Raw genomic sequence first — 16,036 nt, forward strand, 5'->3', positions numbered from 1 at the left:
ACCGTCCTCGGTCATGGGGGTGTCGACCGCCCTCGGTCATCCGGCGGCCGGTGGCCGCTCTGCGCTGCGCGCCGGGGTGTCCAGGTGCTCACCCACACGTTTGACCATGCGCGCCATCTCGTACGCGACAAGACCGATGTCGGCCGTCACCGAGGTGAGCACGGCCAGGCAGGAGCCGTCACCCGCAGCAGCGACGAACAGGAATGCGTCGTCCATCTCCACCATGGTCTGGCGCACTCCACCGGCTCCGAAGTGCCGCCCCGCGCCTTTGGCGAGACTGTGGAAGCCCGAGGCCACGGCGGCGAGGTGTTCGGCGTCGTCGCGGGCGAGCCCGGTGGAAGCGCCGACCGGTAACCCGTCGTTGGAAAGGACCACCACGTGCCGCACCTCGCCCACACGCAGCACCAAGTCGTCCAGCAGCCAGTCGAGTTCTCCGGTACGTCCGCCGGGGATGCGCTGATCCTGGATCATGCGGGGTCTCCTTCGCTGCTGTCAGTGCCCCGTACGGGCCCCTCTTCTGCCGGACCGGTACCTCCGGTACCCGGGAGCGGGCCCCCGCCGCGCGCCCAGCCCTCGCGGTATGCGGTCATGCGGGCGCGTACCTGCTCCGGGCTGCGCTCGTCCTGCGTCCTCGCACCTGCCGTGCCGACTCCGTTCGCGGGGTGGGGTTCGCGCAGCTGCGGGGCGAGGCTCGCCTGGCGTACGCGGCGCGGGAGGTCGTCCGACGAGTCCTGGGTCTCGGTGTCGGCGTCGTCAAGGGAGCCGCTGCCGTTGCCGGCTGAAGCAGCAGGAGGCGCGTCGGCGGCCTCGTGCGTGGCTCGGTCCTGGTGCAGGCGCAGGGTGGTGACGCCGGCCGGGGCTGGCGCCTCAGTCGCCGCGGCCAACGCGGGGCGGGGCGCAGTGGCAGGAACGGACTCGGTGTCGTGGTGCTGGTGTGATGCTCCCTGCACGCGCGCGTACCCCTTTTCCAGGCCGCTCCCGCGTGCGGCGGGGTGGGTCTCCGTGCTTCCCGCCGTACCGCTGTGCAGGAGCACGGTGGGGAGCAGCACCACCGCTGTGGTGCCGCCGTATGGGGACGTGCGCAGGTGCACCTTGATGCTGTGGTGAGCCGCGAGCCTGCTGACCACGAAGAGGCCGAGCTGATCGCTGTCGAACAGATCGAGCGCCTCGGACTGCTCGACGCGCCGGTTGGCCTCGGCGAGCGTCTCCTTGCCCATGCCGAGCCCTCGGTCCTCGATCTCCAGGGCGTAACCGTTGCCCACCGGTTCGCCACTGACCCGCACCTTGGTGTGCGGCGGCGAGAACTGGGCCGCGTTCTCGACGAGTTCGGCCACGAGGTGGGTGAGGTCGGCCACGGCGGTCCCGATGACCGATGCCGAGGGAAGCTGGCGTACCTCCACGCGCGCGTAGTCCTCGACTTCGGAGACCGCCGCACGCACCACGTTCGTCAGGGAGACGGGCATCCGCCAGGCCCGGCCCGGGGCTGCGCCTGAGAGGATGATCAAGCTCTCCGCATGGCGTCTCATTCGGGTTGTCAGGTGGTCGAGTCGGAAGAGGTCACTGAGTTCGTTGGGATCGTCCGCCCTACGCTCCATGCTGTCGAGGAGACTGAGCTGTCGGTGGACGAGGACCTGCGTTCTGCGGGCCAGGTTGACGAACACTCCGGAGATGCCGTTGGCCAGCTCCGCGCGGTCGATCGCCGCACGCAACGCCGCCCGGTGGACGGTGCCGAGCGCTTCGGAGACCTGCCCCGTCTCATCCTCCGCGGGTGGTCCGGGAGGCGCCTCGGCCCGGATGTCGATCTCTTCTCCGGCTCTCAGCCGCCGCATGGCCTGCGGCAGTTTGCGCCGGGCGATGTCCAAGGCCCCGTTGCGCAGGCTGACGAGTTCGATGACGAGGCCCCGACCGATGCGTACGGAGATGACGAGTGAGGCGGCGACGGCGACCAGCCCGAGGAGGACCGCGGCGCCCGCCGGGGTGAGCACCCCGTGGGTGAGCGGATCGGCTCGGTCCGCAGCACTGTCGTCCGCCTTCTCCTCGATCGCGTGCAGCGCGTCCCGCACGTCCTCATAGGCCTTGTCCCAGGCCTCTGATGGGGCTGCGGCGAGCGCCTTGCGACCGGGCTGGGCCAGCGTCACGTTGTCCTCGGCGTCGCGTACGACGCCGTAGGCTCTTCCGGCCTCGACCCCGCGCCAGGCAGCCTGCTCCGGTCCACGGAGGTCCGCTACCGCTGCTTCTGTCAGAGTCCGGCGAGTGTCGACGGCCCCGGTGAAGAGCCGAAGTCCCGCTCCTTCGAAGGATCCGTCCGGCCGGGCCGCGGCGAGCAAGGCGTCTTCGCGGGCCAGCATCTCGCCCGCCCTGGAGAATTCGAGCAGCACGCGCGCGTGGGAGCCCTCCGCGGTCTCCTGCGTGCCGGTGAGCGCCCCGCCCACCGCGAAGGCCTGCCCTATCGTCTTCGTGTACTGGCCGTACGTCGCGTCCCATCCCCTGCGACGGTCCAGCACTTCGGCACGAGTGGAACGGAGGTTCCGGGCGCCCGACACGAAACTTTCGAGCCGGTCCGCCACCCCTTTGGGAAGTCCCGCTCCGTCGGCGATGGTTCGGTCATCTCCCAAGCGCAGTTCGTCCACGGCGCGGTCGGTCCGTCTTGCCTGCCTCCGCAGTGTGCCTCCGCGCTCGGCGCCGGGGTCCGCCGCGTAACGCACGGCGGCGGCGCGCTCGGCCTGGAGCGCGGTGACGGCGGCCTCGACAGGCGTGCGTACGTTGGCATCCACACGCTGCGCCTGACGCAGGCGTGCCACGCCCTGTGCCGTGCTGACGGTCGCATACCCCCACAGGGCGAGCAGCGAGACGACGGGCACCATCAGCAGGCACACGATCTTGGCGCGCACGGTGCGTGGTCGCACCCGCCACCATCCGGCGCGCGTGGAGGCCCTGTAGAGCGTCTGGTCGGCGAATCGGCCTTCTGCGTCCGGGGGTTCATCCGCGGGCCGGCCCGCGTGCGCACGGCGACCGCGCGTCGGCGGCTCCGCCTGCACGGGTGCCGTGTCCGTGGGCGGTTCGGGGGTGCTTCGAGCGGTGTCCATGGCCTCCTCGCTGGGGTGGATGCGCTGTCCTGGGGCGCCCTATCGGCCCATGGCCGTCATCGGCGGGCGGCGTCCTCAACCGGTCGCTGAGCCGAGACTGAAGCCTCGCGCTCCCCGGTGGTCGGGGACAGCGCGACGAATGCCGAGGTCAGGAAGAGGTAGGAACCGAGGCCGACGGCAAGGGGGAAGATGAACTGCATCGTCGTGGCACCGGGGAGGGCCGCTTCGGAGGGGACGACCCGCACGCTCACCGCGAGCATTCCGGTGTAGTGCATGCTGCTCACCGCCCCGCCCATGACCAGCGAAGCCACCGCGACCGCGAGTGGCGACTTGATGTTGATGGCGGCCCACAGGGCCGCGGTCGCGGCGACGACGGCGATGACTACGGAGAGGCCGACGAGGGCGGGGTCGTACCGCACGTCGCCGTGCAGGCGCAGGGCCGCCATGCCGAGGTAGTGCATACTCGCGACGCCCAGCCCTGTGGTGAGTCCACCGAGCGCGAGGGCTCGTCCACGGTCGCGGCCGTATCCCACGGCGAAGACCCCGGTGCCCACCACTGCCATCGCGACCAAGAGGCTCAGGATGGTGAGGGGCACGTTGTAGCGGATCTCTGTGCCGGTGACTCCGAAGCCGAGCATGGCGACGAAGTGCATCGTCCAGATTCCGGTGCCGACGGCGGAGGCGGCGGTGAGGAGCCAGTTCCGGCGTGAGCGGCCCGAGGCGCCCAGTGCGCGGACGGTGCAGCGCAGCCCGAGGGCGGCGCCGATGCATGCCATCGCGTACGACAGCACGGGGGTCAGCCAGCCGAAGGTGGCGTGGTCCAGGTGTCCCATGGCCCCGGGACGCTAGTCCGACCCGGGGCGCACAACGGGGGCGCAGTTCGAAAGCTGCCGGAATATGACAGAGAGAGGGCCCTGAACGACCGCGTCACGCTCGAACGAGTGCGCCCAACGCGCGTGCGTCTGCTTGCGGGATCATGGGTCGCATGAGCGACGACCACACGAAGGTTCAAGAGTTCTTCACCGCCCGCGCGGCCGACTGGGATGCCCGTTTCCCCGACGATGGGCCCGCCTACCGGGCCGCCGTCGACGAGCTGTCACTTCGTCAGGGCTCGTCCGTGCTCGACGCCGGGTGTGGGACAGGGCGGGCCCTGCCGGCCCTCAGGAACGCCGTGGGGCCCTCCGGGACGGTGCTGGGCGCCGACCTGACGCAGGCCATGCTGGAGGCCGCGACACGCGCGGGACGGCACCGCGACGGGCAGCTCCTGCGCGCCGACGTGGCGCGTCTGCCGCTGCGCGCTCAGAGCCTCGATGCCGTCTTCGGCGCCGGACTCATCGCCCATCTGCCCGATCCCGCCGAAAACCTCAGGGAGTTGCGACGGGTCGTGCGGCCTGGCGGTCTGCTTGCCCTCTTCCACCCCATCGGCAGAGCAGCCCTCGCAGCTCGACAGGGGCGGCAGATCACTCCGGAAGATCTGCGGGCGGAGGCCAATCTCGGGCCACTGCTCGCGGGTTCCGGTTGGCTCATGACGTCGTACGTCGACGAGGATGCCCGGTTCCTCGCGCTTGCGGTACGTCAGGACTGAGCGGGCCGCCGCGGAATCGGGCAGCCGCGGACACCGGGGACGGGGAACGAACCGAGCTCGGCGACCTCGTAGCCGTCGGGGTAGCCCTTGATCTCGCGGTTCTGTCGCGCGTAGTGCGGTGTACTGCGCGGCGGCAAGAGGCGCACCGCGCGGCCCCTCAGTCGCACGGCGCCCCTGACCAGCGAGCGCGCGGCCACCCCTGGCTGTTCGTACCGGAACGCTCGCAGCAGCGGCTCGTCGAGCAACGCCAGAGTCGACTTGCGCAGCAGGGGCGCCAGGCGCTCCGGGTACCACGAGGCCATCAGGTCCAGGGTTGCGTCGGACACCCTCCGCGCCCCTTGGTCCCAGCCGAAGTGTGCCTCTTCGTAGTCGTCGAGGCACTGCTCGAACTCTTCGTAGGAGCCGGGGATCTCTTTGATACCGAGGTGCTGTCCGAGGGTGCGGTAGTACACGGCTGCCGCGGCCATCTCGTGCCGGGAGAGCCTGCGCCAGCCGTAGGCATCGATCCACCGCTTCGGCACCACCACGAACGTGCACAGTACGTAGCGCATGTCGTCGTTGCTGATGTCGTAGCTGCGGTGCATCTGGTTGATGCGGCGGATGGCCGTGCGGCCGGTTTCGCTCGTGAAACCGTGTTCCACGACGGAGTCGAGGAGGAGCGCCGTGTCGTCGTATCTCTTCTGCGTACGCTCCGTCAGCTCGGCTGTCTGCGCGAGCAGTCGGCCAATACTGGGAACCGCATACGTGCGGTAGAGCGCGAGTTCGAGTGCGCGGGTGTAGTCCCACGGAAACTCGAACGTTGTGGTGAGTCGGTAGATCTCGAGGAAGTCCCGCTCCGGATCGAGGCGCCGGATCTGCTCGAGCCGTTCAAAACGCTTCACCGCGTGATCCCCCTTATGCCACCGGAACACTGACCCTACGTTGGTGGAGAGTAGGCAAGCGGTCGGCTGCGACAACCGCATCGGGGGAAGGTAGACCACATGATCGATGGACTGCGCAAGTTATGGCGCGCCAAGAAGTCGGCGCGGGACGAGAACGATCGCGCCTACGGGCACAGCAGTCCCAGGCGCGCGCACAACCTCTTCGAAGCAGCCGCCGTCTATGTGGCGGCGTGCGCCGAGGACGATCAGGACGAGATGGACGAAGCCTCGGGCTGGGTCTCTCCGGAAGCGCTGTCGTTCGGCGTCAGCGAACTGGCCTGCCGAGCGGTCATCGCTCTCGCGCGCGAACGCGACGAGTCCCCGCGGGAGGTCGCCCGCTCGCTCCTCGGGTTGCCCGCCGCTTGAGTCCGCGGCCGCGCCACTGCCGTCGAACGAAGCGGTGTCTCGGTGAATTTCCTGGTCATCCACTCTCGACGATCTCTGGGGCAAGTGGTTAGGGTGCGCCGACAGGTGAAGCGATGGGGAGGCTCGCATGGCCGGAACGGACGACGCGGTCGCCGCCGAAGACGACGCGCTGTACGTGCTGACGGCGGTGTTGCTGACGCCCGCGAAATTCCCCAGCGTGCTGGGCGACGACTATCCGGAGGCGTGCGCGGCACTCGGCCTCGCACCGCTCGCCGCGGGGTACGGACTGGTGCTCGGCCAGGACGGGGAGGGCGCACGCTGGACGGTGGTCGTCGACGACGTCTCCCTCGTGGCCGTGGCGATCGCTTCCTGGGACTGCGGCATGGAGTACGACCTGTCCCCCGACGACCGCACCGTGGCCACCGCGCTGCCCGGCTGGCCTCTCGCCGTCGCTGTGGCAGCCCCCGGAGTACCGGCTCCGCACGACCCGGAGCCCGACCCCGAGAACGCCGGACGGTCACCGCTCGCACCACCGGCCTCCGAGACCTGGGGGCCGGCTCAGCGGCGGTTGGGCGCCGACGAGATAGCGCTGCAGTGGGCAGCTTGGCGGGGACAGATCGACGACGCCGACTTCGCCGCGGACGCGGTACCGGAGGCTTCGGAGAACTACGAAGCCGCGCCGCTGACCGGTGTCCGGCGTGTCCTTGCGGAAGCCCGGTCCTACGTAGACACTCCCCCGCCCCTGGGGCGAGTGCGGTCGTCCTTCGCCTCGGGTGACGCACGCACGCTCCGGGCCGACGGCCCCGGCTGGTCCATGGTCGCCAGGACCGACGACATCGCGTTCGTACTGCTGGATGAGGAACCGGGAGAGGTCCTGCCGGTAGGCCGGGGCCCCGAGCTTCCCGCGTTGCTGGAGGCCCTCGACAAGATGGCGGTCCGCCCTTCCTGAGCGCGATCGGCGGCCCACCCGCGCGACGGTCCGGTCACGCGCTTCAGCAGAGGGAGCGCAGTGCCGAGCGGGCTGCCTCACGGCGTGGCCCGCGGGGCGGCCTCAGTGGCCTATCTCCTTGCGCGTGACGCGTCGCAACCTGCGACGCTGACCGGAATCGAGGGTCAGATAGGCGGCCGCAGGGACCCCGAGCACGATCAGGAGCGCGGCCCACCACGGCAGCCAGATCAGGAGAATGATTCCGGCCGCCACGCCTCCCACGGCGATTTTCGCGTTCTTCGACATGTGTGTCGCCTCCTTCGCGGCGCTTGCCGCTCTCTGTCTTGGAGAACGGGATCGGCTCTCCCTCAGTTCCGAACCGCGTCCCTGAGAGAACCCTGAGCTGTGACCCTTACTGGTCACCGACCTACGCACTCCCGGCCTTCGGCCCGCGCGGGCACCGTATCCCGCCCTACTCGACGCGGAGGGGCTCGCCGACTTCGTACATGTGGCGCAGCACCTGCCGATAGGAGTCGGCGAATCCCGCCTCCGTGTAGGACATGCCCACGGCGGCGCAATGGGCTCGCACGATGGGTTGGGCAAACCGGAGATGCGGGCGGGGCATGCTGGGGAACAGGTGGTGCTCGATCTGGTAATTGAGGCCGCCGAGGAACCAGTCGGTCGCCGGGCCGCCTCGGATGTTGCGCGAAGTGAGCACCTGGCGGCGCAGGTGGCCCCACCGTTCGCCGTCGGGGTCCGGCATCTCCATGCCCTTGTGGTTGGGCGCGAAGGCCAACCCGAGGTGCAGGCCGAACAGCGCCTGATGGACGGCGGCGAAGGCGATCGCCTGGCCGATGGGCATGGCGGCGAGCAGCAGCGTCACGTAGCCGACGAGGTGGCCTACGAGCAGGAGGCCTTCCACCACACGCTCGCGCGGGTCCTGCCGACGCAGGTCCTTGAATCCGTAGATCTTCATGGCGACGCCCTGGAGGAGCGTCAACGGGAAGAAGAGCCAGGCCTGGTTACGGGTGAGCCATCGTCGGAAGCCCACCCTCACCTTGGCCTGCCTGCTGGTCCACACGAGGACGTCCGCGGCGACATCGGGGTCCTTCTCGATGTGGTTGGGGTTGGCGTGGTGCCTGTTGTGCTTGTCGTTCCACCAGGCCGAACTCATCCCGAGCAGGAGGTTGCCGTGCACGAGGCCGATGGCACGGCCGACGGACCGGTTTCCGGATATCTGCGAATGGCCCGCGTCATGGCCGATGAACGCCGTCCGGGCGCACAGGACGGACAACACGGGCGCGAGCAGCAGCACCCACCACGAGGATCCGAGAAGGAACATCCCGACGCCCACCGCCACGAGTGCGAGGCCGTTCACCGCGATGGTGCGCGCGTACCAACCGACGCGGTGGTCCAAGAGGCCCTGTTCCTTGACCGTGCGCAAGAGGGGCGCGAAATCACTTCCGGCACTCTTCCTGCCGACGTCGGCTGGGGAGCGTTCCGCGACTGCCGCGGCCTGGGACATGGTGGGTCTCCGGTCTTCGTGACTACGGGCTGACCTCATAGAACGTACGGACCGGTAGCCCTCGGCAGCCATGGCGGCACCACCCATGTACGCCCGGGGGTCAGCACCGCTCGACAGGGGGGCTGGCTACACCCCGCGCCGGGACGTGACCTGAATCACCTGCTGACTGCCCTACCGAAACCGCCGACCTGCTGTACTCTCGGGCGCTCCGGCCAGTAGTCAAATTTGAGGAATACGTCTCGCTGTGCACAGGTCCTCTGTCGTGTCCCCCTCCGAGATCCCCGAACTGTCCCGCTGCTCCATCCTTTTCGTGCCTGCCGACCCTCCACGCGACGGACGCGTCGCCTTCTGGCGCCCTGACGGCACGGGGCCCCCGGACGCCTCTGCTGGCTCGGTCGAAGAACTGGCCGTTGCCGTACCGGGGGACGACGGCATCGAACTCGTCACTGTGCCGGCGGTGCTCCTGCCTGTCCGCGCCGCATTGCCAGTCCTCACGCGCGCGCGTTGCGCGACCGAGACTCATCCGACGGGTGCCTTCTGGGGAACGGCCGGAGTGCTGGCACTGCAGTTGGCCGCTCGAGGCTTGCTGTTGCCGGGCCTGACTGCCCGCGATCACGACGCTTGGCGTACGGGCCCGTTGAGCGCCGAGGACCTGCAGCGGCTGCGGGAGCTGGCCGCCGCGATGCCACCGGCCGCCCACGCGCTGCCTTTGGACGACAGTGTTCCGCTGCGACTGCCCGAGCCGGAGCGCCTGCTGCGCCAGTTCCTCAATGCCGTGGCCGACACCCTGCCGCGCTCCCCCGCGGCGCCTCTGGCGTCGGGCGGCCCCGTCTTCGCCGCGCCGGAGCCCCGGCGTGTTCCCGAACAGCGCGCCTGGGCCCTGGATGTGGCCGCCGGGCACGACGCCGGTGTCCGCATCTCGTTGCGCGTGGAGATTCCCGGCCTCGCCTCGGTGGCCGAGGACGGCGCCCGTCTGCCGTTCCGCGCCGTCCCGCAACTCCACAGTGTCAGCGACCCCTCTCTTGTCGCGGACGCCGCCGAGGTCTGGGCAGGCTCCGGGACGTTGGGGCAGGCCTTCGGACCGCGTTCGCGCATGGATGCCCTGCTCGCTCTACGTCGCGCCACGCGCGCGTGGCCGCCGCTCGCGCCGCTGCTCTCCGCCACCGTGCCCGACGTGATCGAGCTGGCCGACGAAGATGTCACCTCGCTCCTGGGCGAAGGCGCCCGCGCGCTGGCCGTCGCCGGAGTCGACGTGCACTGGCCCAGGGAGCTGGCACGCAGCCTGACGGCACGTGCGGTGATCGGTCCTTCGGACGAGGGGGGCGACGGCCACGGCAAGGGCCCGTACAAGCTCTCCTCGGACGCACCCTCCTTCCTGTCCGCAGATGCGCTGCTCGCCTTCAACTGGCGCTTCGCTCTGGGGGGTCAGCAGCTGACGCGTGCTGAGCTGGACCGCCTCGCCGAGGCCAACCGTCCTGTGGTCCGCCTGCGCGACCAGTGGGTGCTCATCGATCCCGAGGAGGCGCGTCGCGCCCGCGATCGGCACGACCACAAGGTCACCCCGATCGATGCTCTGAGCGCCGCACTGACCGGCTCGGCCGAGATCAGCGGAGAGCGCGTCGACGTGCAGCCGACGGGCTGGCTCGCCACACTCCGCGAACGACTCGCCGACCCCGAGGGCATGGATCCCGTCGGACAACCGGAGGCGCTCTCCGCCGAACTGCGGGACTACCAGTTGCGCGGTCTGAACTGGCTGGCGCGGATGACCTCCCTCGGTCTCGGCGCCTGCCTCGCCGACGACATGGGCCTCGGCAAGACGATCACTCTGATCTCGTTGCACCTGCATCGTCAGACGCAGGAGGAGTCAGCGGGACCCACCCTGGTGGTCTGTCCGACATCGCTGATGGGCAACTGGCAGCGCGAGATCGAGAAGTTCGCGCCCGGCACCCCGGTCCGCCGCTTCCACGGTGCCCAACGCAGCCTGGAAGGCCTGGCCGACGGCGAGTTCGTGCTCACCACCTACGGCACGATGCGGCTCGACACGGAGAAGCTCACGCAGGCCTCCTGGGGCATGGTCGTCGCCGACGAGGCCCAGCACGTCAAGAATCCGTACTCCGCCACGGCCAAGCAACTGCGCACGATCGGGACACGCGCGCGTGTGGCACTCACCGGCACTCCGGTGGAGAACAACCTCTCCGAGCTGTGGGCCATCCTGGACTGGACGACACCGGGCCTGCTGGGCAAGCTCGCGACCTTTCGTACGCGCTACGCCCAGGCCGTGGAGGGCGGCACGGATCCGACCGCCGCCGAACGGCTCGGGCAGCTCGTACGTCCGTTCCTCCTGCGTCGCCGCAAATCGGACCCGGGGATCGCCCCCGAGCTCCCACCGAAGACGGAGACAGATCGCGCCGTCTCGCTCAGCGCGGAGCAAACAGGCCTCTACGAAGCCGTGGTGCGGGAGACCCTCGCGGACATCTCCAATGCCGACGGCATCGCCCGCAGAGGGCTGATCGTCAAGCTCCTCACCGGTCTCAAGCAGATCTGCAACCACCCCGCGCAGTACCTCAAGGAGGACAAGCCCCGGATCCCCGGACGCTCCGGAAAGCTCGAACTGCTCGACGAGTTGCTCGACACGATCCTCGCCGAAGGCGCGAGCGTGCTCGTGTTCACTCAGTACGTCCAGATGGCGCGGCTCATCGAGCAGCACCTGTCGGCCCGTGGTGTCCCCTCGCAGTTCCTGCACGGCGGCACCTCGGTCGCACAGCGGGAAGCGATGGTGCAACGCTTCCAGGACGGTGACGTACCGGTCTTCCTGCTGTCTCTCAAGGCGGCGGGAACGGGCTTGAACCTGACACGCGCAGAACACGTCGTGCACTACGACCGCTGGTGGAACCCCGCCGTCGAGGCTCAGGCAACCGACCGCGCGTACCGCATCGGGCAGACACAGCCGGTGCAGGTGCACCGGCTGGTCGCGGAGGGCACGATCGAGGACCGCATCGCCGACATGTTGCTGCGCAAGCGGGAGTTGGCGGATGCCGTCCTCGGGTCCGGCGAGTCCGCTCTGACCGAGCTGACCGACGCCGAACTGTCCGATCTGGTGGAGTTGCGAGGGGGCACACGATGACTGACATCCATGACGAGTCGTTCGGTACCGCGAACGACGACCCGCGCGCGGGCACGCACGTCGAGGAGCGCACGTTCGCGGCGTTGCCGCCCGCTCACGGCAGGGGCTTCGCACAGAGCTGGTGGGGCCAGGCTTGGCTGAAAGCCCTGGAGGACACGGCCCTCGACCTGCAGCAACTCAAGGCTGGTCGCAGGCTGGCGCGCGCGGGCGCCGTGGGGGCGGTCTCGGTGCGACCCGGCCGGATCACAGCGGTCGTCAAGGACCCTGACGGCACGCCACACCGCTCCGACGTCCTGCTGCAGGAGCTGAGCTCCGAGGAGTGGGACCGCTTCCTTTCCATGGCGGTTGAACGGGCCGGGCACATCGCGGCGCTCCTCGACCGCGAAATGCCACCGCATCTTGTGGAGGACTCCGCGGCGGCCGGCGTCGAACTCCTGCCGGCCATCGGCGACCTGGAGCCGGAGTGCGACTGCGAAGCGTGGGACCACTGCGGACACACGGCAGCACTCTGCTATCAGGTGGCACGCCTCCTCGACGAAGACCCTTTCGTGCTGCTCCTGATGCGAGGGCGCGGAGAGCGGACACTCCTCGACGAACTGCAGGTGCGGAGCATCACGACGGCTGACGCGCCGGAGCACGAGGAGGGCTCCCAGGAAGCCGTCCCAGAGGGCGTCAGCGCCGCGGAGGCCTACGCGGAGGGTGCCATCCTTCCCCCGTTGCCCGCGCTGCCGTCGCTGCCCGCGGAGCCGGGTCTGCCGCCGGCGCTCGACACGGAGGCGGAGCCCGCACCGGGTCTCGATGTGGCGGCGATCGAGTTCCTGGCCACGCAGGCAGCTGTCGAGGCATACAGGATGCTGGCGGACGCACTCTCTTCCGGACACGAACGATTGGCAGTTGAGGACGAGTTGACCAGCGGTGAGGACGCCGTACGGTTGGCGGCCGGCGGGCCCGGCAGTGTGATCGAAGCACGGCTCGCGGAGGCGTCCGGACGCGGCCGGGACGGCCTCGCACTCGCCGTGCGGGCGTGGAGGTACGGGGGACGTGCCGCGCTCCATGTCCTCGAAGAACCATGGGTACCGCGGGATGAGGCACTGGCACGCGCGCGTGCCGCGCTGGACGCTGCCTGGGACGAGGACGAACGCCCTCGACTGCGCGCGGCCGACAATCACTGGACCGTGGTCGGTACGGATGCTCAACTGCGCCATGGACGCGACGGTCGCTGGTGGCCCTACCGCAAGGAGCGGGGCCGTTGGACGCCCGCGGGACCGGCTGCCAACGACCCGGCGACTGCGCTGGCCGTGGCAACGGGACGAGAGTGACGCGAGGGATCGGCCCATGAACCGGGGGCGTCATTACGGAAGGTGACGGGTGGTGGGTGATGGTTGTCTGAAACGCGTGGGTCGTTCACCGGCGCGTTTCCGCCAGGCATCCGTACTCCGGGAACACCGGGGCGCGCGCTCACCCCGCCCAGCGATTGAGCGCGGCCATGTCATCAGCGAGCGTGGATCACGTCGGTTCAGGGAGGCCTGGCCGCATGAGCCTTCCCAGGATCGACAGCACATCGGATACGTCAGCTCTGTCCGCACGACCTAGCTGAAGGGGGTTGCCCGGGCACCGTGCCCCTCGGGTGCTGATCGGACCGGTGGTTGACGGCGGCGCCTCCTGCCCCTCGCAGGAGGCGCCGTCGGCGCGTCCCCAGGGCCTGAACTGGCGCACTCATCCGGTGACCACCAGAGTCACCGGCGGAGCGCTCAGTCCCGGGCCGCCAGGAGGTGGTCCATGGCCAGCTGGTCGAGGCACTCGAAGGCCATGCCCCGCGTCGCGGCCGCCTCTACATCGAATGCCTCGTAGGCGTTCCCGTCGGCGAGCAGACCGGAGAGCCCGTCGTCGGCTGTGGGAACCGCCAGTTCATCCAGGCGGGCCGCGCGCAGCGCCTCACGAACCTCAGGGTCGGCACGGAAAGCAGCCGAACGCTCGCGGAGGATCAGGTAGTTGCGCATGCAGCCCGCGGCCGACGCCCACACTCCTGCGTAGTCCTCCGTGCGCGGCGGCTTGAAGTCGAAGTGCCGCGGCCCGTCGTATCCGCCCCGCTCCAGAAGATCCACCAGCCAGAAGGCGCTGCGCAGATCGCCGGCGCCGAACCGCAGGTCCTGGTCGTACTTGATGCCGGTCTGGCCGTTGAGGTCGATGTGGAAGAGCTTGTCCGCCCAGAGCGCCTGAGCGATGGAGTGCGGGAAGTTCAGGCCCGCCATCTGTTCGTGGCCCACTTCGGGGTTGACACCGAACAGTTCCGGCCGCTCCAGGCGCTCGATGAACGCGAGGGCGTGGCCGACGGTGGGCAGCAGAATGTCACCGCGCGGCTCGTTCGGCTTCGGCTCGATCGCGAACCTCAGGTCGTAGCCTTGGGTGGTCACGTACTCGCCGAGCAGGTCGAAAGCCTCCTTCATACGGTCGAGTGCGTTGCCCACGTCCTTCGCTGCGCCCGATTCCGCCCCCTCCCTGCCGCCCCACGCGACATAGGTGTGCGCGCCCAGCTCCACCGCGAGGTCGATGTTGCGGATCGTCTTGCGCAGGGCGTACCGCCGCACGTCGCGGTCGTTGGCGGTGAACGCACCGTCCTTGAAGACGGGGTGGGTGAAGAGGTTCGTGGTGGCCATCGGAACGACGAGGCCCGTCGCGTCGAGCGCCTGCCGGAAACGCTTGATGTGCCCCTCGCGCTCCGATTCGGACGACCCGAACGGGATCAGGTCGTCGTCATGGAACGTCACTCCGTAGGCACCCAGTTCGGCGAGGTGGCGCACTGAGTCGGCCGGGCCGAGCGCGGCCCTCGTGGCGTCTCCGAACGGATCCCTGCCCTGCCAGCCAACGGTCCACAGACCGAAGCTGAACTTGTCCTCAGGAGTGGGTTGGTAGTTCATGTGCGACTCCCTCACCTATTTCGTCATGGCCGTTTACAAATTAGTATCCGAGGGCGCCCCTGGGAAGAGGAGGCAACTCCGGGGCATACCCGGGGAAGTCGCAGGAACGGAGACCGTCATGTCATCAGCGCCCGCTGCCCAGGGCCCGCTCGTCGTGGGGGTGGACAGCTCCACGCAGTCCACCAAGGCCCTTGTCGTCGACTCGGCCACCGGCCGGGTCGTCGCAAGGGGGCAGGCCTCGCACCGCGTCAGCACGGGCGAGCACCGCGAGAGCGACCCGCAGGAATGGTGGGACGCGCTACGCACGGCGCTCCGCCAGTGCGGGCGAGCCGCTCGGGAGGCGGCGTCGATCTCGATCGGAGGCCAACAGCACGGGCTCGTCACACTCGACAAGAACGGCAACGCCGTGCGGCCGGCCTTGCTCTGGAACGATGTACGGTCCGCCCCACAGGCGCGGAGCCTCCTCGAGCGTCTCGGCGGCCCCAAGGCATGGGCAGATCGAGTCGGCAGCGTCCCGGGGCCGTCCTTCACGGTCACGAAGTGGGCCTGGCTCACCGAGCACGAACCTGCCGCCGCCCGTGCCACAGCTGCCGTACGCCTGCCCCACGACTACCTCACGGAGCGCCTCACCGGGCTCGGCACGACGGACCGCAGCGACGTCTCCGGAACCGGGTGGTGGGCTTCGGGCACAGAACAGTACGACGAGGGCATCCTCGACATGGTGGGCCTCGACCCTGCCTTGCTGTCCCGAGTCGCCCGCCCCGGTGAGGTCGTCGGAACGGTCCGCGATAGCGGCGACGACCTGCCCTTCTCCAGGGGCACCCTGGTCGCGCCCGGCACCGGCGACAACGCGGCAGCCGCCCTGGGGCTCGGACTTCACCCCGGGACACCCGTGCTGAGCCTCGGCACTTCGGGCACCGTGTACGCGGTCTCGGAGAAGCGTCCCGCGGACCCGACCGGCACGGTCGCGGGCTTCGCCGACGCACGCGGCGCGTGGCTGCCGCTGGCCTGCACGCTCAACTGCACGCTGGCCGTGGACCGGGTCGCAGAACTGCTTCATCTGAACCGGGAGGCGGTGGAGCCGGACGGCTCGGTGACCCTCCTGCCCTACCTGGACGGCGAGCGCACACCGAATCTGCCCCACTCCTCGGGAGTGCTGCACGGCCTGCGGCACGACACGACGGCAGGGCAGTTGTTGCAGGCCGCATACGACGGAGCCGTGCACTCGCTGCTGGGGGCGCTCGACCTGGTCCTCGACCCGGGCGCCGACCGCTCGTCCCCGCTGCTGCTCATCGGCGGCGGGGCACGCGGGGCGGCCTGGCAGCACACCGTACGTCGCCTCTCCGGACGCCCCGTCCAGGTCCCCGAAGCCCAGGAGTTGGTCGCGCTCGGCGCAGCGGCGCAGGCGGCGGGCGTGCTGACCGGGGAGGACCCGAGCGCGATCGCGCGGCGCTGGGGCACGGCCCGGGGCCCCGTGCTCGACCCCGTGGAGCGGGACGAAACGACGCTGTCCCGGATCTCCGGGGTACTCTCCGACGCGGCGCCGCTCCTGGACAGGGCGCCCCACGGGGAGTGAGGAATGAC

13 protein-coding genes are annotated in these 16,036 nt (G+C 69.8%); 6 read left to right on the forward strand and 7 right to left on the reverse strand.

The window, feature by feature from the left end:
- Positions 1–36: 36 nt before the first annotated feature.
- Genes ACZ69I_RS25045 through ACZ69I_RS25055 form a run of 3 tightly spaced genes read right to left on the reverse strand, consistent with a single transcriptional unit; the run spans position 37 to position 3,919 of the window.
- Positions 37–471 (reverse strand): roadblock/LC7 domain-containing protein, encoded by a 435-nt coding sequence (locus ACZ69I_RS25045; RefSeq protein ID WP_467681420.1) that lies wholly within the window; start codon positions 469–471, stop codon positions 37–39.
- A complete protein-coding gene (locus ACZ69I_RS25050) occupies positions 468–3,086 on the reverse strand; it encodes a sensor histidine kinase (RefSeq protein ID WP_470834716.1) in 2,619 nt (872 codons plus the stop codon). The genes ACZ69I_RS25045 and ACZ69I_RS25050 overlap by 4 nt, the downstream gene beginning before the upstream one ends.
- 56 nt (positions 3,087–3,142) lie before the next feature.
- A complete protein-coding gene (locus tag ACZ69I_RS25055; protein ID WP_470834718.1) occupies positions 3,143–3,919 on the reverse strand; it encodes an MHYT domain-containing protein in 777 nt (258 codons plus the stop codon).
- A 152-nt stretch (positions 3,920–4,071) separates the two neighbouring features.
- Here ACZ69I_RS25055 and ACZ69I_RS25060 point away from each other — a divergent pair, with 152 nt between their 5' ends.
- Positions 4,072–4,671, forward strand: coding sequence for a class I SAM-dependent methyltransferase (locus ACZ69I_RS25060; RefSeq protein ID WP_467681426.1), 600 nt, complete (start codon positions 4,072–4,074; stop codon positions 4,669–4,671).
- Here the strand turns inward: ACZ69I_RS25060 and ACZ69I_RS25065 are convergent.
- A complete protein-coding gene (locus ACZ69I_RS25065) occupies positions 4,662–5,552 on the reverse strand; it encodes an oxygenase MpaB family protein (RefSeq protein ID WP_470834720.1) in 891 nt (296 codons plus the stop codon). The genes ACZ69I_RS25060 and ACZ69I_RS25065 overlap by 10 nt on opposite strands.
- Positions 5,553–5,651: 99 nt before the next feature.
- Between ACZ69I_RS25065 and ACZ69I_RS25070 the strand changes: the two genes are divergently transcribed.
- Positions 5,652–5,957, forward strand: a complete 306-nt coding sequence (locus ACZ69I_RS25070) for a hypothetical protein (RefSeq protein WP_467681430.1) — start codon at positions 5,652–5,654, stop codon at positions 5,955–5,957.
- A gap of 127 nt (positions 5,958–6,084) precedes the next feature.
- Complete coding sequence (locus ACZ69I_RS25075; RefSeq protein ID WP_470834721.1) at positions 6,085–6,906, forward strand: hypothetical protein; 822 nt, start codon at positions 6,085–6,087, stop codon at positions 6,904–6,906.
- Positions 6,907–7,008: 102 nt separating this feature from the next.
- Here ACZ69I_RS25075 and ACZ69I_RS25080 read toward each other — a convergent pair whose 3' ends face one another.
- Positions 7,009–7,191: a hypothetical protein gene (locus ACZ69I_RS25080; protein WP_467681434.1), complete on the reverse strand. Its 183-nt coding sequence runs from the start codon at positions 7,189–7,191 to the stop codon at positions 7,009–7,011.
- 166 nt (positions 7,192–7,357) lie between these two features.
- Positions 7,358–8,410 carry a fatty acid desaturase family protein gene (locus ACZ69I_RS25085; RefSeq protein WP_470834723.1) on the reverse strand — a complete coding sequence of 351 codons (1,053 nt, stop codon included), beginning with the start codon at positions 8,408–8,410 and terminating at the stop codon, positions 7,358–7,360.
- A gap of 637 nt (positions 8,411–9,047) precedes the next feature.
- Between ACZ69I_RS25085 and ACZ69I_RS25090 the strand changes: the two genes are divergently transcribed.
- Both ACZ69I_RS25090 and ACZ69I_RS25095 read left to right on the forward strand, forming a co-directional pair.
- Positions 9,048–11,534: a DEAD/DEAH box helicase gene (locus ACZ69I_RS25090; RefSeq protein ID WP_470834725.1), complete on the forward strand. Its 2,487-nt coding sequence runs from the start codon at positions 9,048–9,050 to the stop codon at positions 11,532–11,534.
- A complete protein-coding gene (locus tag ACZ69I_RS25095; protein ID WP_470834726.1) occupies positions 11,531–12,853 on the forward strand; it encodes an SWIM zinc finger family protein in 1,323 nt (440 codons plus the stop codon). Before ACZ69I_RS25090 ends, ACZ69I_RS25095 begins: the two co-directional genes overlap by 4 nt.
- Positions 12,854–13,285: 432 nt before the next feature.
- Here ACZ69I_RS25095 and xylA read toward each other — a convergent pair whose 3' ends face one another.
- Positions 13,286–14,452: a xylose isomerase gene (gene xylA, locus ACZ69I_RS25100; RefSeq protein WP_470834728.1), complete on the reverse strand. Its 1,167-nt coding sequence runs from the start codon at positions 14,450–14,452 to the stop codon at positions 13,286–13,288.
- A 118-nt stretch (positions 14,453–14,570) separates the two neighbouring features.
- Between xylA and xylB the strand changes: the two genes are divergently transcribed.
- Positions 14,571–16,028 carry a xylulokinase gene (gene xylB, locus ACZ69I_RS25105; RefSeq protein WP_470834730.1) on the forward strand — a complete coding sequence of 486 codons (1,458 nt, stop codon included), beginning with the start codon at positions 14,571–14,573 and terminating at the stop codon, positions 16,026–16,028.
- Positions 16,029–16,036: the final 8 nt, after the last annotated feature.

It is taken from the genome of Streptomyces sp. NPDC036815, assembly GCF_055609205.1.

Bases quoted from the DNA above. Each gene is read 5' to 3' on its own strand.
- ACZ69I_RS25045 (WP_467681420.1), bottom strand. From the start codon at position 471: ATGATCCAGGATCAGCGCATCCCCGGCGGACGTACCGGAGAACTCGAC.
- ACZ69I_RS25050 (WP_470834716.1), bottom strand. From the start codon at position 3,086: ATGGACACCGCTCGAAGCACCCCCGAACCGCCCACGGACACGGCACCC.
- ACZ69I_RS25055 (WP_470834718.1), bottom strand. From the start codon at position 3,919: ATGGGACACCTGGACCACGCCACCTTCGGCTGGCTGACCCCCGTGCTG.
- ACZ69I_RS25060 (WP_467681426.1), top strand. From the start codon at position 4,072: ATGAGCGACGACCACACGAAGGTTCAAGAGTTCTTCACCGCCCGCGCG.
- ACZ69I_RS25070 (WP_467681430.1), top strand. From the start codon at position 5,652: ATGATCGATGGACTGCGCAAGTTATGGCGCGCCAAGAAGTCGGCGCGG.
- ACZ69I_RS25075 (WP_470834721.1), top strand. From the start codon at position 6,085: ATGGCCGGAACGGACGACGCGGTCGCCGCCGAAGACGACGCGCTGTAC.
- ACZ69I_RS25080 (WP_467681434.1), bottom strand. From the start codon at position 7,191: ATGTCGAAGAACGCGAAAATCGCCGTGGGAGGCGTGGCGGCCGGAATC.
- ACZ69I_RS25085 (WP_470834723.1), bottom strand. From the start codon at position 8,410: ATGTCCCAGGCCGCGGCAGTCGCGGAACGCTCCCCAGCCGACGTCGGC.
- ACZ69I_RS25095 (WP_470834726.1), top strand. From the start codon at position 11,531: ATGACTGACATCCATGACGAGTCGTTCGGTACCGCGAACGACGACCCG.
- xylA (WP_470834728.1), bottom strand. From the start codon at position 14,452: ATGAACTACCAACCCACTCCTGAGGACAAGTTCAGCTTCGGTCTGTGG.
- xylB (WP_470834730.1), top strand. From the start codon at position 14,571: ATGTCATCAGCGCCCGCTGCCCAGGGCCCGCTCGTCGTGGGGGTGGAC.